Raw genomic sequence first — 18,388 nt, 5'->3', positions numbered from 1 at the left:
TGTTTTTTGATTGCCGCATGCTGTTTTTTGGCCGCAAAAAACAAGGGATCGATCAGCTGTTCCCGAAAAAAATTGGTGCACAAACACACTTTCCTCTGCATACCGATTGGCTTGTTGCGCACCCTAATAGAAAAAGAGGAACAGACCGAGGTGTTTGTATGCCGGTTCTTTTATCTGTCGGCACAGCAAGGATGCCGTATACGGCCGCCCAAGACGAGGTGAAGCAGCATGTCACCGGGCTGTTCGCCGGGCGAATGGCGCGCGCTGAGCGGCTGCTGCAGGCGTTTGACAACAGCGGCATCCGTACGCGCACTTTTGTCCAGCCGCTTGCTTGGTACAGCGTGCCGCGCGGGTTCGGGGAGAAAAATGAAGTGTACATCGACTGCGCTGTTCGCTACAGCGCTGAGGCAGTCGACGACTGTTTGCGCAAGGCTTCGTTCGACCCCATTTTGCATGAGGAGATCGACGCGCTGTTTTACATCTCAACGACTGGGCTGTCGACGCCGAGCATCGAGGCGCGGCTGATGAATCGATTGCCGTTTTCCCGACATGCTGTGCGTTTGCCGATGTGGGGGCTCGGCTGTGCGGGTGGGGCGGCGGGGCTCGCCCGAGCGGCCGACTATTGCCGTGCGTTTCCAAACGCCAAGGTGCTTGTGATCGCCGCGGAGTTTTGCAGCCTAACGTTTCAGATGAACGATTTGTCCAAAAGCAATGTGATAGGCACGTCGCTTTTTTCCGACGGTGTGGCGTGTGTCCTTGTCGCCGGCGACGAAGCGGCGCCGGCAAACGGCGCGCCGCGCATCATTGCCTCTCGGTCGGCGCTTATGCCCCGTTCGGAAGACGTGATGGGCTGGGACATTCGCGACGAAGGCCTGTTTGTCATTTTTTCAAAAGACATTCCGACGATCGTCCGCACATGGCTGCGTCCGCAAGTCGAGTCGTTTTTGCAAGAACATGGTCTGAGACTTGGAGATATTCGTTATTTCATCGCCCACCCAGGCGGGAGAAAGGTGCTGGAAGTGTATGAAGAGGCGTTCAGATTCGGGCCGGAGCAGACGAAAGCGGCTAGGGACGTACTCGCCCGCTACGGCAACATGTCGTCGGCCACCGTGTATTTTGTGCTCGAGCAGATGATGCGGCAGCCGCTTTCGCCCGGGCACGGCCTGCTTATCGCTCTCGGCCCGGGCTTTAGTGCGGAAATGGTGCTGCTTCAATGGGGGGATGATCGTGCGGTTTCTGTTCGTGTTTTTGGCCGTTGTCACGATCCGCATCATTGAGCTTCGACTTGCGAAACGAAACGAACGGTACGTGAAGGCGCTCGGGGCGCAGGAGTTCGGCGCCCGCCATTACCCGTGGATCGTGTTGATGCATGTCGGTTTCTTTTTGTCGTTGGCCGTTGAGGCGCTTCGAAAAGGCGCGCGCCCGTCGCGGCGCTGGCCGCTTTTGTTTCCGCTCTTTCTTTTCGTGCAAGGGTTGCGCATATGGACGATTTCGTCGCTCGGCCGTTTTTGGAATACGAAAATTTTGATCGTGCCAAACGGCCAAGTAGTGAAAAAAGGGCCGTATCGATGGATTCGCCATCCGAACTATGTGGTTGTCGCCTTAGAGATCGCGCTGTTGCCGCTTTTGTTTCAAGCGCCGATCACCGCACTTGTCTTTTCGCTTTTGAACGCATTTTTGCTGTCGATTCGCATCGCGGTTGAGGAAAGAGCGCTGGCGGCGCTCACCGATTACCGGGAGGCGTTTCGGATGCGGCCGCGTTTTCTGCCCCGGTTAAGAGGAAATGCCGTCGGCAAGAGGCCGCAAGCTTAAAGCAGCGGACAACGAAAACCAAGCTGCGAGCCATCTATGTGTTAACAGACGGTGCTGGGGGGCTTGTCTCTTTCTCTATGTGATCCTGCCCGGTTACGGCGGGATTTTTCTTTTTTTCTATTGGGAAACGGGACGAAATGCAGTAAAATGAATGTAAATGATATTGACGGAAACAAAGGGGTTTTGGCCATGGGGTATATTGCGATTGAGCGGCCGTCATTGCGGCCGTGGCTTTCGAAAATGATCGACATGCACGAACAACTTCAGTCCGCGGATGACCAGGAGCATGCGGACAAAGTGAAGCAGTTGATCGAAAAGGCAGCGTCCGGCGAGCTTGTTGTCGCGTTTTGCGGCCATTTTTCCGCTGGAAAGTCAAGTTTGATCAACGCGCTGCTCGGCGAGCCGCTTTTGCCGTCGAGCCCGATTCCGACGAGCGCCAACCTCGTTAAAGTGAAAGCCGGCCCAGACTATGTGCGCGTCTTTTTCCATCACGATGAGCCGGTCGAGTATGAACCGCCGTACGACCCGGATTTGATTCGCGCCCAATGCCGGGACGGGGAGACGATCGAATGGATTGAAATCAGCCGAAAAACGGACGCCATTCCGCCGGGAGTCGCTATCCTAGATACTCCGGGCATCGATTCGACCGATGACGCCCACCGGCTGGCGACGGAATCGGCGCTTCATTTGGCTGATGTCGTCTTTTACGTCATGGATTATAACCATGTGCAGGCGGAATTAAACTTCCAATTTACAAAACAATTGATAGATGAAGGGAAAACAGTCTATTTGGTCATCAACCAAATCGATAAACATCGCGAGGGTGAGCTTCCGTTCACCGAATTCCGCGCTTCGGCCATCGAGGCGTTTCGGCGCTGGGGAGTTGAGGCGGCCCGTTTGTTTTTCCTGTCGCTGAAAGCTCCTTCGCATCCGCACAATGAATGGCATGAGCTTGTAGCTTGTTTGCACCGGTTGTTTGCCGACAAAGAGGAATGGATCATCCGCGGCGCTGAGTCGGCGTTAAAGCGGATTGCCGCCCGCCATCTTGAACAGCTCCGCGCGCGGCACGAGCCGATTGAGCAAGAGATAGAGGCGCGCCTCGAGGCGCTTGGCGGCGCCAATGACGAGGCGGCGGCCGTCGCAGAGTTTGAACGCCTCGAGGCGGAGCTTGTCGATTGGCAAACGGCGCCGGCGCGGGCGGAAGAGGCGTTTCGCGCTGAGCTTGAGCGCGTGCTGCAAAACGCGTACTTGATGCCGTTTGAGACGAGGGCGCGCGCTGAGGCGTACTTGCAGGCGATGCAGCCGAATTTCAAAGTCGGGCTGTTGTTTGCAAAGGCAAAAACGGAGCAAGAGCGCAAGCGGCGGCTTGAGGCGTTTTACGAAAGCGTGAAGGCGCAGGCGGCGGCGCAAATCGAGTGGCACGTCCGCCAGCTGCTCGTTCAGTGTGGAAAGGAATGGCATGCTGATGATGCCTGGCTCGGCGAGTGCCAGCGATGGGCGGCGGAGTGGGATGAGACGCTGCTTGCCGTCCTCGTCAAACAAGGGGCGGAGTCAAGCGGCGCGGCGCTGCTCAACTATACAGACGACGTGGCGGCGGCGCTGAAAAAGCGCTACCGCGATTCGGCGCTCGCCTTATTCGCTGGATTGAAGGAACAAATCGCCAAACGGGCAGCCGCCCAAACGGAAACATTGAGTGGACAGCTTTCGGCTGCGCGCGAAAAAGCGGAGCTCCTCGCCCGCCTCGCCCGCCTCAGAGACGAGCGGGACGAGCGCCAGCGTGCGCTTGAACAGCTGATCGCCGCCCCTAGCGAGTCCGCATTGCTTGATGAAAGCCGTCTCGTTGCATTGACGGCGCCGCCGGTTTTCCGGAAAGCGCGCCACGCTGAGGCGGCAAAACCGCAAGCCGCATCCGAGCCGGCGGCAACGAACCGTTTTTCCGCCAAAGAGCAAGCGCTCGGTCAGGAGACGGTCTGCGACGGAGCGAGCGAAAGGGCGGACGGAGTTCGGACGCCTTCAAGCGGCGGAAAGCAGCGGAGCGAAGAGGCGGCCGAGCGGCTTGAGGAAGCGGCGGCTTGGCTTGAACGGTCCAAAATGCTCAGCCGCTTCGCCGGACCGCTGCGCGACAAGGCGCGCCGGCTTCGCGACCGGTCGTTTACCGTCGCTCTATTTGGCGCCTTCAGCGCCGGCAAATCATCGCTTGCGAACGCCTTGCTCGGCGCGCCGCTTTTGCCGTCGTCGCCCAACCCGACAACCGCCGCCATCAGCAAAATCGCACCGCCCGATCAAGAGCACCCGCACGGCACTGCGGTCGTGAAAGTGAAAAGCGAACCACAAATTTGGGCGGATGTGCAATCGTCGCTTCGGCAGTGCGGCCATGAGGCAAATACGTGGGATGAAGCGCTTCGCCTTTGCGCCCGCCTTGCCGAATCCGGGGCCGAACATCCGGCGCAAAAGCCGCATGTCGCTTTCTTGGCGGCCGTTGCGGCCGGCTATGAGCGGATGAACGGCCGATTCGGGGCAGTGGTTTCCATCGGTTGGGAAGAGCTCGAGACGTACGTCGCCGTTGAGGCGGTGTCCTGCTTCTTAGATGAGGTCGTGCTGTACGCTGACTGTCCGCTCACCCGCCAGGGGGTGACGCTTGTTGACACGCCGGGGGTGGACTCGCTGAACGCCCGACATACGGGAGTGGCGTTCCATTACATGAAGCACGCCGATGCGCTCTTGTTTGTGACGTATTATAACCATGCGTTCTCAAAAGCAGACCGCGAGTTTTTGCTTCAGCTTGGGCGCGTCAAAGACGCGTTTGCTCTTGATAAAATGTTTTTCATCATCAATGCGGCCGATTTGGCCCAGTCGAAAGAAGAGCTTGAGGCTGTCGTTTCCTATATGAACGGCGAGCTCGCCCGCTTCGGCATCCGCTTCCCGCGCCTTTATGCGCTCTCAAGCCGCTTGGCTCTGGCGGAAAAAACAGGGATGGAAACCGGCCCGCACAGCGTCCTGACCGATTCCGGCCTGTCCGCTTTTGAAGCCGACTTTTTCCGCTTCTTAACGGAGGAGCTGGCGGAGGTCGCCATCGAGAGCGCGTATGCTGAGCTTGAGCGGGTGCGGCGGACGGCGGAGGAATTTGCGCGCGCCGCCGGGCAAAGTGAGGCGGAAAAAGCAGCGAAACGGCAGGCGCTTGAGGCGGCGAAAACAAAGATGCACGCCGTGCTTGCCGGCATTGATGACGTCTACGGCCGGCAGGCGCTCCGCCAGGAAGTCGACGAATTGCTCTATTACGTGAAGCAGCGCGTCTTTTTCCGCCTCAACGATGTGTTTAAGGAGGCGTTTAACCCGGCGGTGCTCCGCGACGACCAAGGCCCAGCGCGCCGGGCGCTTGAGCGCTGCCTCGATGAGCTGCTCGCATCGGTCGGTTTTGATTTGGCTCAAGAACTGCGGGCGACGAGCTTGCGCGTTGAGTCGTTTTTGCACAAGCAGCTGGCCGAACAGTTCTCGCGCCTGTTCCGTGAGCTTCGCCGCCTAGATGACGCGCTTGCGCTCACGCCGCCCGAGCCATTTGCCTTTTCGGCTCCGGAGTTTGCCAACGCCCTTGGTGATGTGGACCGGGCGCGGTTTGCCAAGGCGCTTGCGCTGTACAAAAACGCGAAATCGTTTTTTGAGCGCGATGAAAAGCGGCGGATGAAAGAAGAAATTGAGGCGGCGCTTGTTGAGCCGGTCGATCGCTATTTAGCCGAGCAAAAGGAGCGGCTTGTAGCGGCGTATGCTGAACAATACAGTGCTGCTGTCGCTGCGCTTTCAGCTGCGCTGGCGGAACAAGTTGACAGCTATACGGACGGTTTGCTTGCCGCGCTCGCTGAGACGGCGGACCATGAGGCGCTCAGCCGGATCGAAGCGGCGCTTTGCGGCCTTCTTTCCGGCCGAGGCGGGGAGGTGCGTCGATGAACCGGTTTCACGCCTGCGCCACGTGCATTCACTACGGCATGGAAAAGCGAGCCGACGGGCTGTACACGTATTGCTGCCGGCTCGGCTATGCGACGAAACCGAACTATCGGTTCAACTGCTGGACGCCGAAACCGAATGTCCGGCGTTTAATGGAAAAAGAAGCAGGAAAGGACGAGGACCATTGAGCGAAGTGCATCACGCGATCACTGCCCATGTGCAAAAACAGCATGTCATGTTAAAACGGTTTGCCGCGCTTGACGCTGAGCGGGAACGGCATATCGCTGAGGCGGTCGAACGATGCCGCCGCGGCGAGCCGTTTACGGTCGATGGGATCAATGAAGTGACGAAGCAGATGAACGAGCTGGCCAAAAGCGGCCTCGTGCCGGCGCGCCGCTATGTGACGCCGGAGATGGTGCATGAGTACGTGAGCCGGCTCGAAGGGAAGGAGCGGCCGTGACGATGGCGCCGGCGTAAGCCCATCGGCGGGGCCGCCGGTGTCCTGCCGATGGGCTGCTTTCGGTTCCGCCGCTGAAGCGCCGCTTGGCGGCGGCAAAACGAAGAGGGGGGGGAGAAAATATGGCGTCGCTTGTTTCCCATGAATGGCTCCTTCGCCATTTGTACGACGAAAACACGCGCATTCTTGACTGCCGCTTTTGGCTCGGCGACCCGGCCAAGGGAGCGGCCGCTTACCGGGAAGATCACATTCCTGGGGCAGTCTACATGGACTTAGAACGTGACCTGTCAGGCCCGGTCGGAGAGCATGGCGGCCGCCATCCGCTCCCATCGGCGGATCAGGCGGCGGCCGTGTTTGGCCGAGCCGGCATCGACGAAACGGTGGCGGTTGTCGCTTACGACGACCAAGACGGGGCGATGGCCGCGCGCTGCTGGTGGCTTCTTCGTTACTTCGGCCATGAGCGCGTTTATGTGCTTGATGGCAACTACAGCGAATGGAAAAAACAAGGGCATCCGGTGACGAACGCTGTTCCCGCCGTGGCGCCTCGGCTGTTTCGGCCGCGCCCGGATCGGTCATGGCTGGCGACGGTCGATGATGTGCGCGCCGCCGTCCGCGACCGCTCAGCCGTGCTCATTGATTCGCGCGAGTGGAAGCGGTACGCCGGCTTGGAAGAACCGATTGACCGCCTAGCCGGCCGCATCCCAGGAGCGGTGCACCGGTTTTGGAAGGACGGAGTAGGTGAAGGCGGCTACTGGAAAAGCGCCGCTGAGCAGGCGGCGCGGTTTGCCGATTTTGACCGTGGGAAGCCGCTGATCGTCTATTGCGGCTCCGGCGTCACCGCCTGCCCGAACGTGTTGGCGCTCCGCGAAGCCGGTTATCGCAACGTCCGGCTGTATGTCGGCAGTTTCAGCGACTGGATTTCCTATCCGGACCACCCGATCGAAACGGGCGATCCGTCATCCGATGCCTAGTTTCCCCGGCCCATGGTGAAACATCATTTGACGCCCGGCTGTTGTTGGATGAAACCGCCGCTTTCTTTTCGTTTTTCTTCGGTCCGCATGGGCTCGAAGCGATGTTGATTTTCGGCGGTTTTCGCTTGGTGTTTGTTTCCCTTTTCTTCAACATGGAGCTTTTTTCATCGTTCCCATTTTTTCGGCCGGCGCCCGAAGCGCTGCATGCATAGTTTTTCTCCGGTCGGCGATACTATGGGTGAACCGACGGAAGCAGAGGAGGAGAAGCATGGGCCGGACAAAACTCGGCAATGCCAATGCCCAACGAAACAACAACGCGAAGAAGAAGAACGGCTTCAACGAATGGACGAGCGAATTCGCTTCTTACGCGGAAGTCGAAGCGGAGAAAATGAAGAACGACCATAAAAACATTCGGTAACGAACGAGGGCGCGCCCTCGTTTTTTCGTTTCAAGCGTGATTGTTGGCAAAAAACAAACATATGTGCTATAATTGCGAACAGAACGGCGAAGGCGCCGGCGAGGAGGGAACAACGTGCGGAAATGGCTGGTCGTTCTTTTGTTTTTAGCTGTGGCCGGCTATGGCCTTTGGAATGCGATGGCGGCCGACAAACCGAATGAAGCAAACGAATCCGGCCCGGAAGTTGGCCAGACGGCTCCTGACTTGACCTTGCCGGTGCTTGGAGGTCAATCGGTCAAGCTGTCGGTGTTGCGCGGCAAACCGGTCGTCCTCAACTTTTGGACGTCATGGTGCCCGCCGTGCAAAAAGGAAATGCCGGAGCTTGCTGAGTTTTACGAGCGGCATGGCCGCGAAGTCGCGCTCCTTGCCGTTCATTTGACGACGCAAGATACGTTGGACAACGCCGAGCGGTTTGCGAAAGCGAACAAGCTTGCGTTCCCGATCGGTCTCGATGTGCGCGGCGAAGCATTGCGTCAATATCGAATCCAAACGATTCCAACGACTTATATTATCGATCCGAATGGCGTCATCCGACGGAAGATCGTCGGTCCCGTGACGGCGAAACGGCTCGAGCAGGAAACAGCGCTTTTTCGTTGAGCGATGGCTGCAGCGAAAAGCGCTTTCTTCATGGTTTGTTATTTTTCAAAAAGTTGTCATAATTTTTATCTTTTTTGGGCATGAATAAGATTACAATAAAAGTGAGGGGAGGTTGAAGCGATGAGACGATCCCGCAAAATGACTCTCCAAGAACTGATCAGCGAGAACAAACGGCAATTGTTGAACGATCGGGAAGCGCTCGAAAAAATTGAGAAAAAGCTGGAAGAGCGGATGCTCAAGAAAGCAGAATAACCCATGCATAGCGGTCCTCCGGGCGGACAGACTAGATGGCGAGGAGGCGAAGACAATGAGCAATCCGAAAGGAAGCCGGAAACATTTCGTGCCGAACCATATCGGTACACAGCCTCGCGCCGCAGGAGGAAACAAGGGCAAACAAATGCAAGACCAGTCCGGCCAGCACGCCCAAGTCATCCAAACGAAAGGCGAATAGCCGGAAACTCGCGCAAAGGAGGAAGCATCCATGCCGCGTCCGAAACCGGATGACCGCAGCGACAATGTGGAAAAGCTGCAAGAAATGGTGCAAAATACAATTGAGAACATAGAAAAGGCCGAGGAAACGATGCAGTTTGCGTCGCCGGAGGAACAGGAGAAGATTCGTGCGAAAAACCGCCGCCGCGAAGAAGCGATCGCTGCGATGCGTGCGGAAATCCGAGACGAAGCAGCTGCACGGGAACACGGCTACCAGTAAAACGAAGCGGCCCTCATGTGGGGGGGCGGCTTCGTTTTTTTTTTTATCTGCTGCTTGAGCGAGCCAACGGGCAAATGGTAACATAAAAGGGGAGGTCCGGCAAAAAATGGAGGGAGAACGAACGTGAAAGTGGCAGAAAAACAAATTGAAGTACGCTATGCGGAAACAGACCAAATGGGCGTCGTCTACCACGCAAATTATTTAGTGTGGATGGAGGTCGGGCGCACGGAATTGATCAAACAGCTCGGCTTTCATTATGCTGACATGGAGAAAGAAGGTATCATTTCACCCGTTGTCGATTTGCAAGTGTCGTACAAAAAGCCGCTCCGTTATGGGGAAACGGCGATCGTTCGCACGTGGATTGACGCCTATGACGGCATTCGCGTGACATACGGCTATGAAATCCTCGCTCCGGATGGCGAGGTGGCGGTGACCGGAAAGTCGCAGCACGTTTGCGTCAAGCGCGATACGTTTCGGCCGATCGTTATTCGCAAATATTTTCCCGATTGGCACGAAGCGTATGAGCGGGCGAAGCGATAAAGGGGAGCGGTGCGATGGCGTTTGGCATCCGCCGACATGAACTCGCGGCGTGGAAAGAGAAAGTGAAGCGCGGCGAAATCGCCTTTTTGACCCACTATTGGTACGACGAACGTTTTCCGCATTGCACGACGGTGACGAAAGTCGGCTGCGCCGATGTCGAAAAACTCGCCGAGTGGGGGCGGCAGTACGGGCTGAAGGAAGAATGGATCGACCGGCGCGGTGAGTTTCCGCATTTTGATTTGCTCGGTGATACACAAACACGCATTTTGCAACAGGAAGGACGGCTTTTTGAGTTGGAACGATTCACGAAACGGGGGAAGAAGGAATGATGATCGATTTAGCCGTTGTGAAGGAAATGGCGAAACATACGTTGATCGATACGCTCGGCATCGAAATTGTCGAGATTGGGGAAGGCCGCGTCGTCGCGACGATGCCGGTCGATCGCCGCACGCACCAGCCGGCTGGGCTGCTGCATGGCGGCGCCTCGGTCGCCTTGGCGGAAACGGTCGCCAGCATCGGCGCGTACGCGCTTGTCGATCCGCATACGGAAAATGTCGTTGGGTTGGAGATTAATGCTAACCACGTCCGCGCCGTTCGCAGCGGGACGGTGACGGCAACGGGCACGGTGTTGCACCGCGGCCGGACGACGATGGTGTGGGATGTGCGCATCACTAATGAACAAGGGGAGCTTGTCTGCATTTCCCGCTGTACGATCGCCATCATTCGAAAAAGCTAGCGCCAAGGCTAGCTTTTTCAACCGCCAGGGGACGTTCAATGGACGAGAAAAACCGGCTCATCGCTTTTTTCATCCAAATCCACAGTCAAATCGCGTCCGTCAAAAAACCATTGGTCGCCATCTTCAACAAAAAAGGTGACACCGTCGACCGTCGTCTGCGCCGCCGGCTTGTCTGTCGGTTCGTCTTTGGTCATGCCAAGCGAAAACCCTTTTTGCACGGTGCTGCACCCGCCGTAGCGGGCAAAAAAGCGGATCGCATCGCCCGGTTTCAGCCCGAGCTCCCGTTTGTACCAATTCAACGCCTTTTTCGTAATCGTAATGTTCATTGCGTTCCCCTCCTCATTTCGTAATTATAAGCGAAGCGAAAGCAGCTAGAAAAATGATTGTGTGAACATTGGCTGACATTTGAAGGTGAAGTGTTTTCCAGAAAGTGTAATCCCCTAACCGTGACTGGCTCGAGTAAAACGTCGGCCGGCGGCAAACAGTAAAAATGAAGGGGGTGAAGGCGGTGAACAAAAAGCGTTCATTTGCGCCAAGCTATGAATCCGATGAGGTGATGGGGGTGAAAAGCAAAAACAAGCCCCCGCGCCGTTCGAATCATGACCAGTCAGCCGGCAAACAAGCACCTGATTTTTTCAACACGACGCCATCGAGTGAATAAAGCAGCCAGTAGGCTGCTTTTTTTTCATGGCACCCACTATACAAACGGGCCGGTCCGCGCTATCATTACTTGAGGGACATCTTTTTTGAAAGGAGTGGCGTTTTCGTATATGAGTAGTTCAAGTCCGAACGAACCGGAACCGGAATATAGCGGGGAACGCGGCCTGTTCCTTCTCCGGCCCGCTGCTCATCATACGAAAACGAGCTCCGGACGGAAAGGAAGAGGCGCCGCCTTCCTCGCGCAAAAAGGAGGAAGGATGCCAAATGATGAAAATGTATTTGTCGGATGCCAGCGGCAAAATGCGTGAAATTGACCGTATTGAAAACGGCTGCTGGATCAATCTCGTCGCCCCGACGGAAGACGAAATTCGCTACATCGCCCATCACTTAGACATTCCGATCGATTCGATCAAAGACGCGTTGGACGATGAAGAGCGGTCGCGCGTCGAAAAGGAAGACAACCATGTGCTCATTATCGTTGACATTCCGATTGTCGCCCACGATGAAGTCGACGGCCCGATGTACGAGACGATCCCGATCGGCATGATCATTACGAATACGTGTTTTATTACTGTCTGCTTGCAAGAAAATCCTATTTTTGAAGAGTTTTCAAAAAACAAAATCAAAAACTTTTATACGTTTATGAAAACGCGGTTCGCCTTGCAAATGTTGTACATGATTTCCACGTATTATTTGCGCTACTTGAAGCAAATCAATCGGCGGACGAGCGAAATCGAAAAAGAATTGCACCAATCGATGAAAAACAAAGAGCTGTTTTCGCTTCTCAGCATGGAAAAAAGCTTAGTGTATTTCATGACGTCGCTCAAAGCGAACAACATCGTCATGGAGCGGCTTTTGCGCCTCAACTATTTGCGCATGTACGAAGATGACCAAGATTTGCTGCAGGACGTCATTATTGAAAACAAGCAGGCGATTGAAATGGCGGAAGTGTACAGCAGCATTTTAAGCGGCATGATGGACGCGTTCGCTTCGGTCATTTCGAACAACTTAAACATTGTGATGAAATTTTTGACGGCGATTACGATCGTCATTTCGCTGCCGACGATGGTGGCCAGCTTCTACGGCATGAACGTGCCGATTCCGTTCCAGCACTCCCCGTATGCCTTTTTGATCGCCATGGCGCTCGCCGGTTCACTGTCAGCGGCGACGGCGTACATCTTTTGGAAAAAGCGATACTTTTGACGGCCAAGCGCGTTTTGGATGGCCATGCGAACGGCTGCCCGTTGTCACTCGGGCAGCCGTTTTGACTTTCGGGCGGCCACGCCGCCGGAGAGGATGAATTTCATCGCCTCTTCTGGTGAGATGTCGACGACTTCCACTTGCTCTTTTGGGACAAGCAGCGTAAGCCCTGCGACTTGAAATGTCTGCGGAATGTAGACAGCCACATAGTCGGCGAGCGGGTCATGCCAGGCGCCGACCTCGTCCATCGTAATGAAGCCGAGGCATTTCCAGCCGCTCTCCGGCATCGTGATGAGCACAACTTGCGAAAACGACCGTTTTTCCCCAACAAATGAAGCGATCGTATCTTTCGCGACCGAATAGACCGTTTTCATCAAGGGAATGCTTTCAAGCAACCGGTCGATGAGCCGGATGAGGCGGCCGCTCACGTATTGCGTCGACAGCCAGCCGCAGACGGTAATCAGCGCGACTGTCGCCAATAGGCCTAGGCCGGGGACGTAGCGGCCGTCCAGATATGGGCGGACGTATTGGCCGAGCAGCCCGTCCAAAACGGCGAACACTTTGTAGCACACGTAAATCGCCAGCCAAATCGGTACGATTGTCAGCATGCCGTTCAGGAAGTTTTTGACGAAAAAACGCATGTGCCTTCTCCTCGCTTTCGTTCATTCCCTACCTACCATACCAATTTTTTTCGTTCCGCACAACCAGTAATAATTTCGAACATTTTTTGTAATTTATCTACAAAAAGTTCGTGTTTTATCTTGACGAACCGGCGGATGTCCCGTATACTTCCGGATGGAGCTAAAGAAATGGGGGATGGATCATGAACAATCATTACGATGTGATTGTGGTCGGTGCCGGGCCGGCCGGCATTTTCACGTGTTACGAACTGACGCTCAAACTGCCTGGAGCGAACGTGCTCCTAATTGATAAAGGGCATGATATATATAAACGCAACTGTCCGATTTTGCAGAAAAAAATTGAGAAATGCCCACCGCCAGCCGGCAAAAAGGACTATGCTGGATGCGTGCCGGCTTGTTCGATCACGAACGGCTTCGGCGGAGCCGGGGCGTATTCGGACGGCAAATTCAACATCACAAGCGAATTCGGCGGCTGGATGACCGACTATTTGCCGGCGTCGACCGTGCTTGAGCTCATCCGATATGTCGATGAGATCAACTTAAAACACGGAGCGACGACATCGATCACCGATCCGATGACCGACAAAGTGAAAGAGATCGAGCGGCGCGCCTATGCCGCCGGGCTGAAGCTGTTGCGCGCCTATGTCCGCCATTTGGGCACAGAGCAAAACTTGGAAATTTTGAAAAGCATTTTTGAATATTTGCGCGAACGGATTGCGATGCGTTTTACAACGGAAGTGGATGATATCGTGACCGAGCGGACGGATAGCGGCCATCGAGTGAAAGGTGTTGTGCTGAAAAACGGCGAAACGTTGACAGCGGAAAAAGTCGTCATCGCTCCGGGGCGCGATGGATCAGTTTGGCTGAGCAAAGTGCTGCGCAAGCGCCGTTTGCGGATGATCAACAACCAGGTCGACATCGGAGTGCGTGTGGAAACATCGAACATCGTCATGCAAGAAATTAACGAACATCTGTATGAAGGGAAATTCATTTTCAACACATCGGTTGGGACGCAAGTGCGCACGTTTTGCAGCAACCCGTCCGGGCATGTCGTCGTCGAAAACCATTCCGGCATTATGCTCGCGAACGGCCATGCCTATAAAGACCCAAAGCTCGGCAGCAACAACACAAACTTTGCCCTCCTTGTCTCGCATAAATTTTCCGACCCATTTGACAAGCCGAACGAGTACGCCCATGAAATTTCACGGTTGGCCAACGCCTTGTCCAACGGCGGCATCATCGTGCAAAAATACGGCGACATTTTAAAAGGACGGCGGTCGACGGAAAAGCGGATTAAAGAAGGGTTCATCGAACCGACGCTAAAAGAAGCGGTGCCGGGCGATTTAGGCCTCGTCTTGCCGTACAACACGATGAAAAGCTTGATTGAAATGACGGAGGCGCTCAACCACGTCACTCCGGGGCTTGCCTCTGAGCATACGCTCTTTTATGGGGTGGAAGCGAAGTTTTATTCAGCGCGCCCGAAACTGAACGACCGTTTTGAAACAGAAATCGCCGGGCTGTATGTCGGCGGCGACGGCGCCGGCATTACGCGCGGGCTGGCGCAGGCGAGCGCCTGCGGCGTCTGGATCGCCCGCGACATCGTCGAGAAATTGACGCATTAGGTGAGGAACCGAGGGCAGGCCCCTTCAAACGGGGGCCTGTTTTTTTGCTGTCTGCCTGGGACGGATTAAAAAGTAAACTTAAATGAAAATATAGTTGACAAATATGCGGCCAATCCGTTACGATAAATGTAATGATATGGAAAGGGGAGAGGAGAGATGGCAAACTGGCTGGCCTTGGCTGAGCAAGTATTGGGGGGCCACGAGTTGACCGATGAGGAAGCGTTGGCGATATTGGAATGTCCGGACGAGGAGCTGCTCCTTTTGCTGCAAGGGGCGTACCGGATTCGTTCCGCCTATTATGGAAACAAAGTGAAGCTGAACATGATCATCAACGCCAAATCCGGCCTCTGCCCAGAAAACTGCGGCTACTGTTCGCAGTCCGCCGTGTCGACGGCGCCGGTGAAAACGTATAAAATGGTCGACAAAGAGACGCTCTTGCGCGGGGCGGAAGAAGCGCACCGTTTGCGCATTGGGACGTACTGCATCGTCGCCAGCGGCCGCGGCCCGAGCGATAAAGAGATCGACACCGTTGTGTCTGCGGTCAAGGAAATTAAAGAGCGGTTCGGGCTGAAAGTGTGCGCCTGCCTCGGGATATTAAAGCCGGAGCAGGTAGCGCGGCTGAAAGAGGCGGGGGTGGACCGCTACAATCATAACATCAACACGTCGAAGCAGCACCATCCGAACATTACGACGTCTCATACATACGACGATCGGGTGCGGACAGTGGAAACGGTGAAAGACGCCGGCCTTTCGCCTTGTTCCGGCGTCATCATCGGCATGAAAGAAACGAAGCGGGATGTCATCGATATGGCGCGCAGCTTGCGGGCGCTTGACGCCGACTCTATTCCGGTCAACTTTTTGCATGCGATCGACGGAACGCCGTTGGCGGGCACGAACGAATTAAACCCGCGTTACTGCTTGAAAGTGCTGGCGTTGTTCCGCTATATGAATCCGACAAAAGAAATTCGCATCGCTGGCGGTCGGGAAGTGAATTTGCGCTCGCTCCAGCCGCTCGGGCTGTATGCCGCCAACTCGATTTTTGTCGGCGACTATTTGACGACCGCCGGGCAAGAAAAGTCAGCCGATTATCAAATGCTTGAGGATCTTGGGTTTGAGATCGAATTTGCCCCGGCTCCGCGGGCTGGAGTCGTATAATGAACGATGCCGCCGGAAAATGGCGGCTTTTTGTATGTGCGCCGTGGGCAAGGTGCAGCGAAGCGGAGGCATGGCAGCCCCATGCCGTTTCAGATGGGGCGTCTCGATGGTGCATAGCAAGCCTTGGCGAGAAGCGGAGCGCACGCATGGCTGGTGGACGTGGCTTTCCATTGTGCTCTGACGAGAAAGCGGATTGCCCTCCTTTGCGCCGTTCAACGCGCTTTTTTGGCATGAAAAGCCAATCCGACGCGTACGATGGCAATACGAGCGGCGAAAAAGGGCTTCACAAACAGCCCAAACCTCATTATAATAGCAATAAAAGGAAAGGAAGAGGATGGGGGACATGGCCAAATCATTCTACCGTTACTTGCTGCGCTTCCGCCATGGACGCCAGGAAGATCCGGTCGTCCGGTTTGCGAACGGAGCGTATGAAGACCACAGCTTTCCAAAAGGGTCGACGGACTATGAAGAACTGAGCGGCTATTTGGAGCTTAACGGTGACTATTTGGAAAGCATGGTTGTTTTTGATGAACTATGGGAGCAATTTTTGCATGAAGCGTAACTATGTAAGCGTTCCTATTTTATGAATTGGAAGCGCTTTCAAACTGCTTTTTCCGCGCGGCTGAAGGTGTCCACCCTTCTCTGCATGCATATACTATACTAACCATTTGTTCAAAAGGGTGGGAGATGCCAATGAGCGCGCCGAAACGCCCGAAATTTTCCGTCGGCGATATCGTCGTCAATACATTGTACGGAACGGTCGGAACCGTCACCGATATTCAGCAGATCGACGGCACGTTTTTATACGAAATCAACCATGGCCATAGCTTGTTTGCCGAGCAAGCGCTCGTTTTATTGTCTGAGTTTGCGGGCGATTTATGGATCGCGGAAGAGATTGAAATTGAGCTGCCGTTTTTTCTCGGCGAAATTGTCCGCGTCCGCGATTATGGCAGCCATTTGTTCAAAGTCGTCGGGGTGCGGACGGAAATTTACCGCTACTACGGAGAAGGATGGGAAGAGACGATTTACGAATTGAAACGGCTGACGGACGGTTGGGAGATTGAAGTCCATCTGGAAGACATTGTTCCGCTTGCCGACGGAGAGGAGACGTCCGTCACGATCGTGCAAGATATTGTCATCGCCGCGCCGGTGAAAGCGTCGCTTCGATTGCCGCCGGCCGACAGCGGAGAGAAAGGGCCGTCGGTCGACGAGCTCCTTGACATGTACAACGATTATAAAGCATTATATGAGTGGTTCGGCGATGAACAGTATAAACGGATGATGGAAACGGTTGTCAAACGTTTGCAGGCAATCGCCGATCACCAAGATAGAAATTGATAAAGAATAAAGAGAAAATAAGGAATGCCGACAAAGATGACGAACGTGCTCAACCCATTTACAACTGTTTCCATCATTTTATCGATCGCAGTGAGCTTGTCCATTTTGTCCGCCTCCGTGTTTTGGTTTTGTTGGTACATATGTATGGGGGAGAGCGAAAAAATAGTACAACATGATTTTTGACATAAAACGGAAGGCGGCGACATACAACATTACAAAGGGGGCGAGATGCGGTGAAGGAAATTGAAGTGATTATCGATACGGAAGAAATCGCCGAGTTTTTTTACCAAGAACTCATCCGCCGCGGCTTTGTGCCAACGCAAGAGGAGCTTGAGGAGCTCGCGGATATTACGTTTGACTATTTGCTTGAAAAATGCATCATCGATGAAGAGGTTGACATCGACGAGAAGTAGTCTTCGTCGTTTTATGATGGAGCTGATTTGGCCGCCGCGATGGCGGCCGTTTTCATCATGGTCAAATGCCGCACATAGCGGTTGGTCATGTCGCCTGAGGCCGGAAGCGGGAGCATTTCAAGCGCCTGCATGACCGCCTCATCAGTAAACCAATCGCGCCGGTCACAGAAAGAGTGGGCAAGATCCGGCCAAGCCGCCTCAAGGCGAGGGCTGTACAGGCGGCGCCCGTCAGGCGTTTCGGTGAACGACTGCGGCCAAAAGTCGGCGCGCGAGCCGCTGTGGGGGATGCGCCGGGCAAAGCGGCAGGCGCTGCGAAACAGCTTGGCGTCAAACAGCAGCAAACTATATAGCGTTTTGCCGATATGGATGCGGTGGTGGACGTCAGCGAAATCGCGCACCGTCGTTCCGGCAAGCGCCACGCGGCGGCCTTTGGCATATGGGATGAGCACATCGTTGAACCCGAGCCATTGCTCGGCGACAAACGGCCAACTCGACAGCACGCGGGTTCGAAAAAACGGATGTTCGATGACACGAAGCTGGATGTATTGCTGCTCGTTAATGATTAAGGCGACCGTAAGCAGGGCTGCGTCGCCCGTTTCCCAAAAATATTCCCAAAGCGGTTTCATAAACGAAGAAACGGAAAAACGAGGAAGCAAATGAAACAGCGGCATCCCTCTCCGTTTGCTTTCTTCATACAGCAAAAGCTGCGGATAGGCGTCATGAAAAATGAAGGCATTGGCGCACTCCAAAAACAAAAAAAGCGGCGCAATGGTTTGTTTTGGCAGCAAAAATGGAAGAAGGCCGCCGCGCAAATCGGTCATGTTCCAGCCGCCGTTGCGCGAGACGAGATGGGCCAAAAACGCCCAATGGATTTCCGGGTGGCGCTCAAAAAACGTCAAATAAGCGGCCGTACGCGTCACGTTGTTGCGGTTTTGTTCCGCAGTTTTCCACCGAATGGCGGCAACAATGGCCTCTTCTTCTGCGCTGAGCGGTCCATCAGCCGGAGCGGCGACGCGGGCGGCCATCCGGAGGAGCAAGCGGCCATCGGCGAGGCGGACCGATCGGCGGTACAAAAAGGAGCGATAGGCATACTGGAGCGGATGGCGCAGCCAAGCGAGCGGGCGAGTTGGCATCAGGCTGT

At 55.1% G+C, this 18,388-nt stretch carries 25 protein-coding genes; 21 read left to right on the top strand and 4 right to left on the bottom strand.

Annotated elements, in window-relative coordinates; translation table 11 throughout:
- Positions 1-158: 158 nt before the first annotated feature.
- The 14 genes from GJ1_RS05215 to GJ1_RS05160 all read left to right on the top strand — a co-directional run bounded on the left by GJ1_RS05215 (position 159) and on the right by GJ1_RS05160 (position 10,218).
- The gene (locus tag GJ1_RS05215; RefSeq protein ID WP_066229401.1) at positions 159-1,277 is read left to right on the top strand and encodes a type III polyketide synthase; all 1,119 of its coding nucleotides are present in this window, start codon (positions 159-161) and stop codon (positions 1,275-1,277) included.
- Positions 1,222-1,812, top strand: coding sequence for an isoprenylcysteine carboxyl methyltransferase family protein (locus GJ1_RS05210; RefSeq protein WP_066229399.1), 591 nt, complete (start codon positions 1,222-1,224; stop codon positions 1,810-1,812). The genes GJ1_RS05215 and GJ1_RS05210 overlap by 56 nt, the downstream gene beginning before the upstream one ends.
- Before the next feature lie 189 nt (positions 1,813-2,001).
- Positions 2,002-5,754, top strand: coding sequence for a dynamin family protein (locus GJ1_RS05205; RefSeq protein ID WP_066229396.1), 3,753 nt, complete (start codon positions 2,002-2,004; stop codon positions 5,752-5,754).
- On the top strand, positions 5,751-5,939 hold the full coding sequence (locus tag GJ1_RS05200; protein ID WP_066229393.1) for a hypothetical protein: 189 nt from the start codon (positions 5,751-5,753) through the stop codon (positions 5,937-5,939). The genes GJ1_RS05205 and GJ1_RS05200 overlap by 4 nt, the downstream gene beginning before the upstream one ends.
- Positions 5,936-6,211: a YpbS family protein gene (locus GJ1_RS05195; protein ID WP_066229390.1), complete on the top strand. Its 276-nt coding sequence runs from the start codon at positions 5,936-5,938 to the stop codon at positions 6,209-6,211. Before GJ1_RS05200 ends, GJ1_RS05195 begins: the two co-directional genes overlap by 4 nt.
- 119 nt (positions 6,212-6,330) lie before the next feature.
- Complete coding sequence (locus GJ1_RS05190) at positions 6,331-7,179, top strand: sulfurtransferase (protein ID WP_066229387.1); 849 nt, start codon at positions 6,331-6,333, stop codon at positions 7,177-7,179.
- A 268-nt stretch (positions 7,180-7,447) separates the two neighbouring features.
- A complete protein-coding gene (gene ypzF, locus GJ1_RS18600; RefSeq protein WP_008879304.1) occupies positions 7,448-7,597 on the top strand; it encodes a protein YpzF in 150 nt (49 codons plus the stop codon).
- A gap of 114 nt (positions 7,598-7,711) precedes the next feature.
- Complete coding sequence (locus GJ1_RS05185; RefSeq protein WP_066229385.1) at positions 7,712-8,233, top strand: TlpA family protein disulfide reductase; 522 nt, start codon at positions 7,712-7,714, stop codon at positions 8,231-8,233.
- Between the two features lie 120 nt (positions 8,234-8,353).
- Complete coding sequence (locus GJ1_RS17675) at positions 8,354-8,485, top strand: FbpB family small basic protein (protein ID WP_011231055.1); 132 nt, start codon at positions 8,354-8,356, stop codon at positions 8,483-8,485.
- 55 nt (positions 8,486-8,540) lie between these two features.
- Positions 8,541-8,684 (top strand): acid-soluble spore protein N, encoded by a 144-nt coding sequence (locus GJ1_RS05180; protein ID WP_011231056.1) that lies wholly within the window; start codon positions 8,541-8,543, stop codon positions 8,682-8,684.
- A 30-nt stretch (positions 8,685-8,714) separates the two neighbouring features.
- Entirely contained in the window at positions 8,715-8,942 is a 228-nt protein-coding gene (gene tlp, locus GJ1_RS05175; RefSeq protein ID WP_013523665.1) for a small acid-soluble spore protein Tlp, read from the top strand.
- A 123-nt stretch (positions 8,943-9,065) separates the two neighbouring features.
- Entirely contained in the window at positions 9,066-9,482 is a 417-nt protein-coding gene (locus GJ1_RS05170; protein ID WP_066229382.1) for an acyl-CoA thioesterase, read from the top strand.
- Positions 9,483-9,496: 14 nt separating this feature from the next.
- Positions 9,497-9,811, top strand: a complete 315-nt coding sequence (locus tag GJ1_RS05165) for a hypothetical protein (RefSeq protein WP_066229379.1) — start codon at positions 9,497-9,499, stop codon at positions 9,809-9,811.
- Positions 9,811-10,218, top strand: coding sequence for a hotdog fold thioesterase (locus tag GJ1_RS05160; protein ID WP_066229459.1), 408 nt, complete (start codon positions 9,811-9,813; stop codon positions 10,216-10,218). The genes GJ1_RS05165 and GJ1_RS05160 overlap by 1 nt, the downstream gene beginning before the upstream one ends.
- 35 nt (positions 10,219-10,253) lie before the next feature.
- On the opposite strand, the gene GJ1_RS05155 is transcribed toward GJ1_RS05160, so the two are convergent.
- Positions 10,254-10,544: a HesB/YadR/YfhF family protein gene (locus GJ1_RS05155; protein ID WP_066229376.1), complete on the bottom strand. Its 291-nt coding sequence runs from the start codon at positions 10,542-10,544 to the stop codon at positions 10,254-10,256.
- A 182-nt stretch (positions 10,545-10,726) separates the two neighbouring features.
- Here GJ1_RS05155 and GJ1_RS18595 point away from each other — a divergent pair, with 182 nt between their 5' ends.
- Together GJ1_RS18595 and GJ1_RS05150 are read left to right on the top strand one after the other, a co-directional pair.
- Positions 10,727-10,879 carry a hypothetical protein gene (locus GJ1_RS18595; protein ID WP_167346092.1) on the top strand — a complete coding sequence of 51 codons (153 nt, stop codon included), beginning with the start codon at positions 10,727-10,729 and terminating at the stop codon, positions 10,877-10,879.
- A 263-nt stretch (positions 10,880-11,142) separates the two neighbouring features.
- Entirely contained in the window at positions 11,143-12,081 is a 939-nt protein-coding gene (locus tag GJ1_RS05150; RefSeq protein ID WP_066229373.1) for a magnesium transporter CorA family protein, read from the top strand.
- A gap of 44 nt (positions 12,082-12,125) precedes the next feature.
- On the opposite strand, the gene GJ1_RS05145 is transcribed toward GJ1_RS05150, so the two are convergent.
- Positions 12,126-12,719, bottom strand: a complete 594-nt coding sequence (locus GJ1_RS05145; protein ID WP_066229370.1) for a DUF502 domain-containing protein — start codon at positions 12,717-12,719, stop codon at positions 12,126-12,128.
- A gap of 182 nt (positions 12,720-12,901) precedes the next feature.
- Here GJ1_RS05145 and GJ1_RS05140 point away from each other — a divergent pair, with 182 nt between their 5' ends.
- The 4 genes from GJ1_RS05140 (at position 12,902) to yodN (ending at position 16,834) form a co-directional block, all read left to right on the top strand.
- Positions 12,902-14,341: an NAD(P)/FAD-dependent oxidoreductase gene (locus tag GJ1_RS05140; RefSeq protein WP_066229367.1), complete on the top strand. Its 1,440-nt coding sequence runs from the start codon at positions 12,902-12,904 to the stop codon at positions 14,339-14,341.
- Positions 14,342-14,497: 156 nt separating this feature from the next.
- Complete coding sequence (gene bioB / locus GJ1_RS05135; protein WP_066229365.1) at positions 14,498-15,496, top strand: biotin synthase BioB; 999 nt, start codon at positions 14,498-14,500, stop codon at positions 15,494-15,496.
- 343 nt (positions 15,497-15,839) lie between these two features.
- Positions 15,840-16,058: a YozE family protein gene (locus tag GJ1_RS05130; protein ID WP_066229456.1), complete on the top strand. Its 219-nt coding sequence runs from the start codon at positions 15,840-15,842 to the stop codon at positions 16,056-16,058.
- Between the two features lie 131 nt (positions 16,059-16,189).
- Complete coding sequence (gene yodN / locus GJ1_RS05125) at positions 16,190-16,834, top strand: germination protein YodN (RefSeq protein WP_066229363.1); 645 nt, start codon at positions 16,190-16,192, stop codon at positions 16,832-16,834.
- Here the strand turns inward: yodN and GJ1_RS18590 are convergent.
- A complete protein-coding gene (locus GJ1_RS18590; protein WP_167346091.1) occupies positions 16,816-16,938 on the bottom strand; it encodes a DUF3930 family protein in 123 nt (40 codons plus the stop codon). The two genes, yodN and GJ1_RS18590, sit on opposite strands and share 19 nt — an antisense overlap.
- Positions 16,939-17,067: 129 nt before the next feature.
- On the opposite strand from GJ1_RS18590, the gene GJ1_RS05120 reads away from it, so the two are divergent.
- Positions 17,068-17,247 (top strand): YozD family protein, encoded by a 180-nt coding sequence (locus GJ1_RS05120; RefSeq protein ID WP_066229361.1) that lies wholly within the window; start codon positions 17,068-17,070, stop codon positions 17,245-17,247.
- 11 nt (positions 17,248-17,258) lie between these two features.
- Here GJ1_RS05120 and GJ1_RS05115 read toward each other — a convergent pair whose 3' ends face one another.
- Entirely contained in the window at positions 17,259-18,380 is a 1,122-nt protein-coding gene (locus tag GJ1_RS05115) for a DUF2515 domain-containing protein (protein WP_066229359.1), read from the bottom strand.
- Positions 18,381-18,388: the final 8 nt, after the last annotated feature.

The sequence above is a fragment of the Geobacillus jurassicus NBRC 107829 genome, assembly GCF_001544315.1.
Lineage (GTDB): Bacteria > Bacillota > Bacilli > Bacillales > Anoxybacillaceae > Geobacillus > Geobacillus jurassicus.
Note: the sequence above shows the minus strand (reverse complement) of the source record. Positions and strands in the feature narration are given on the sequence as shown.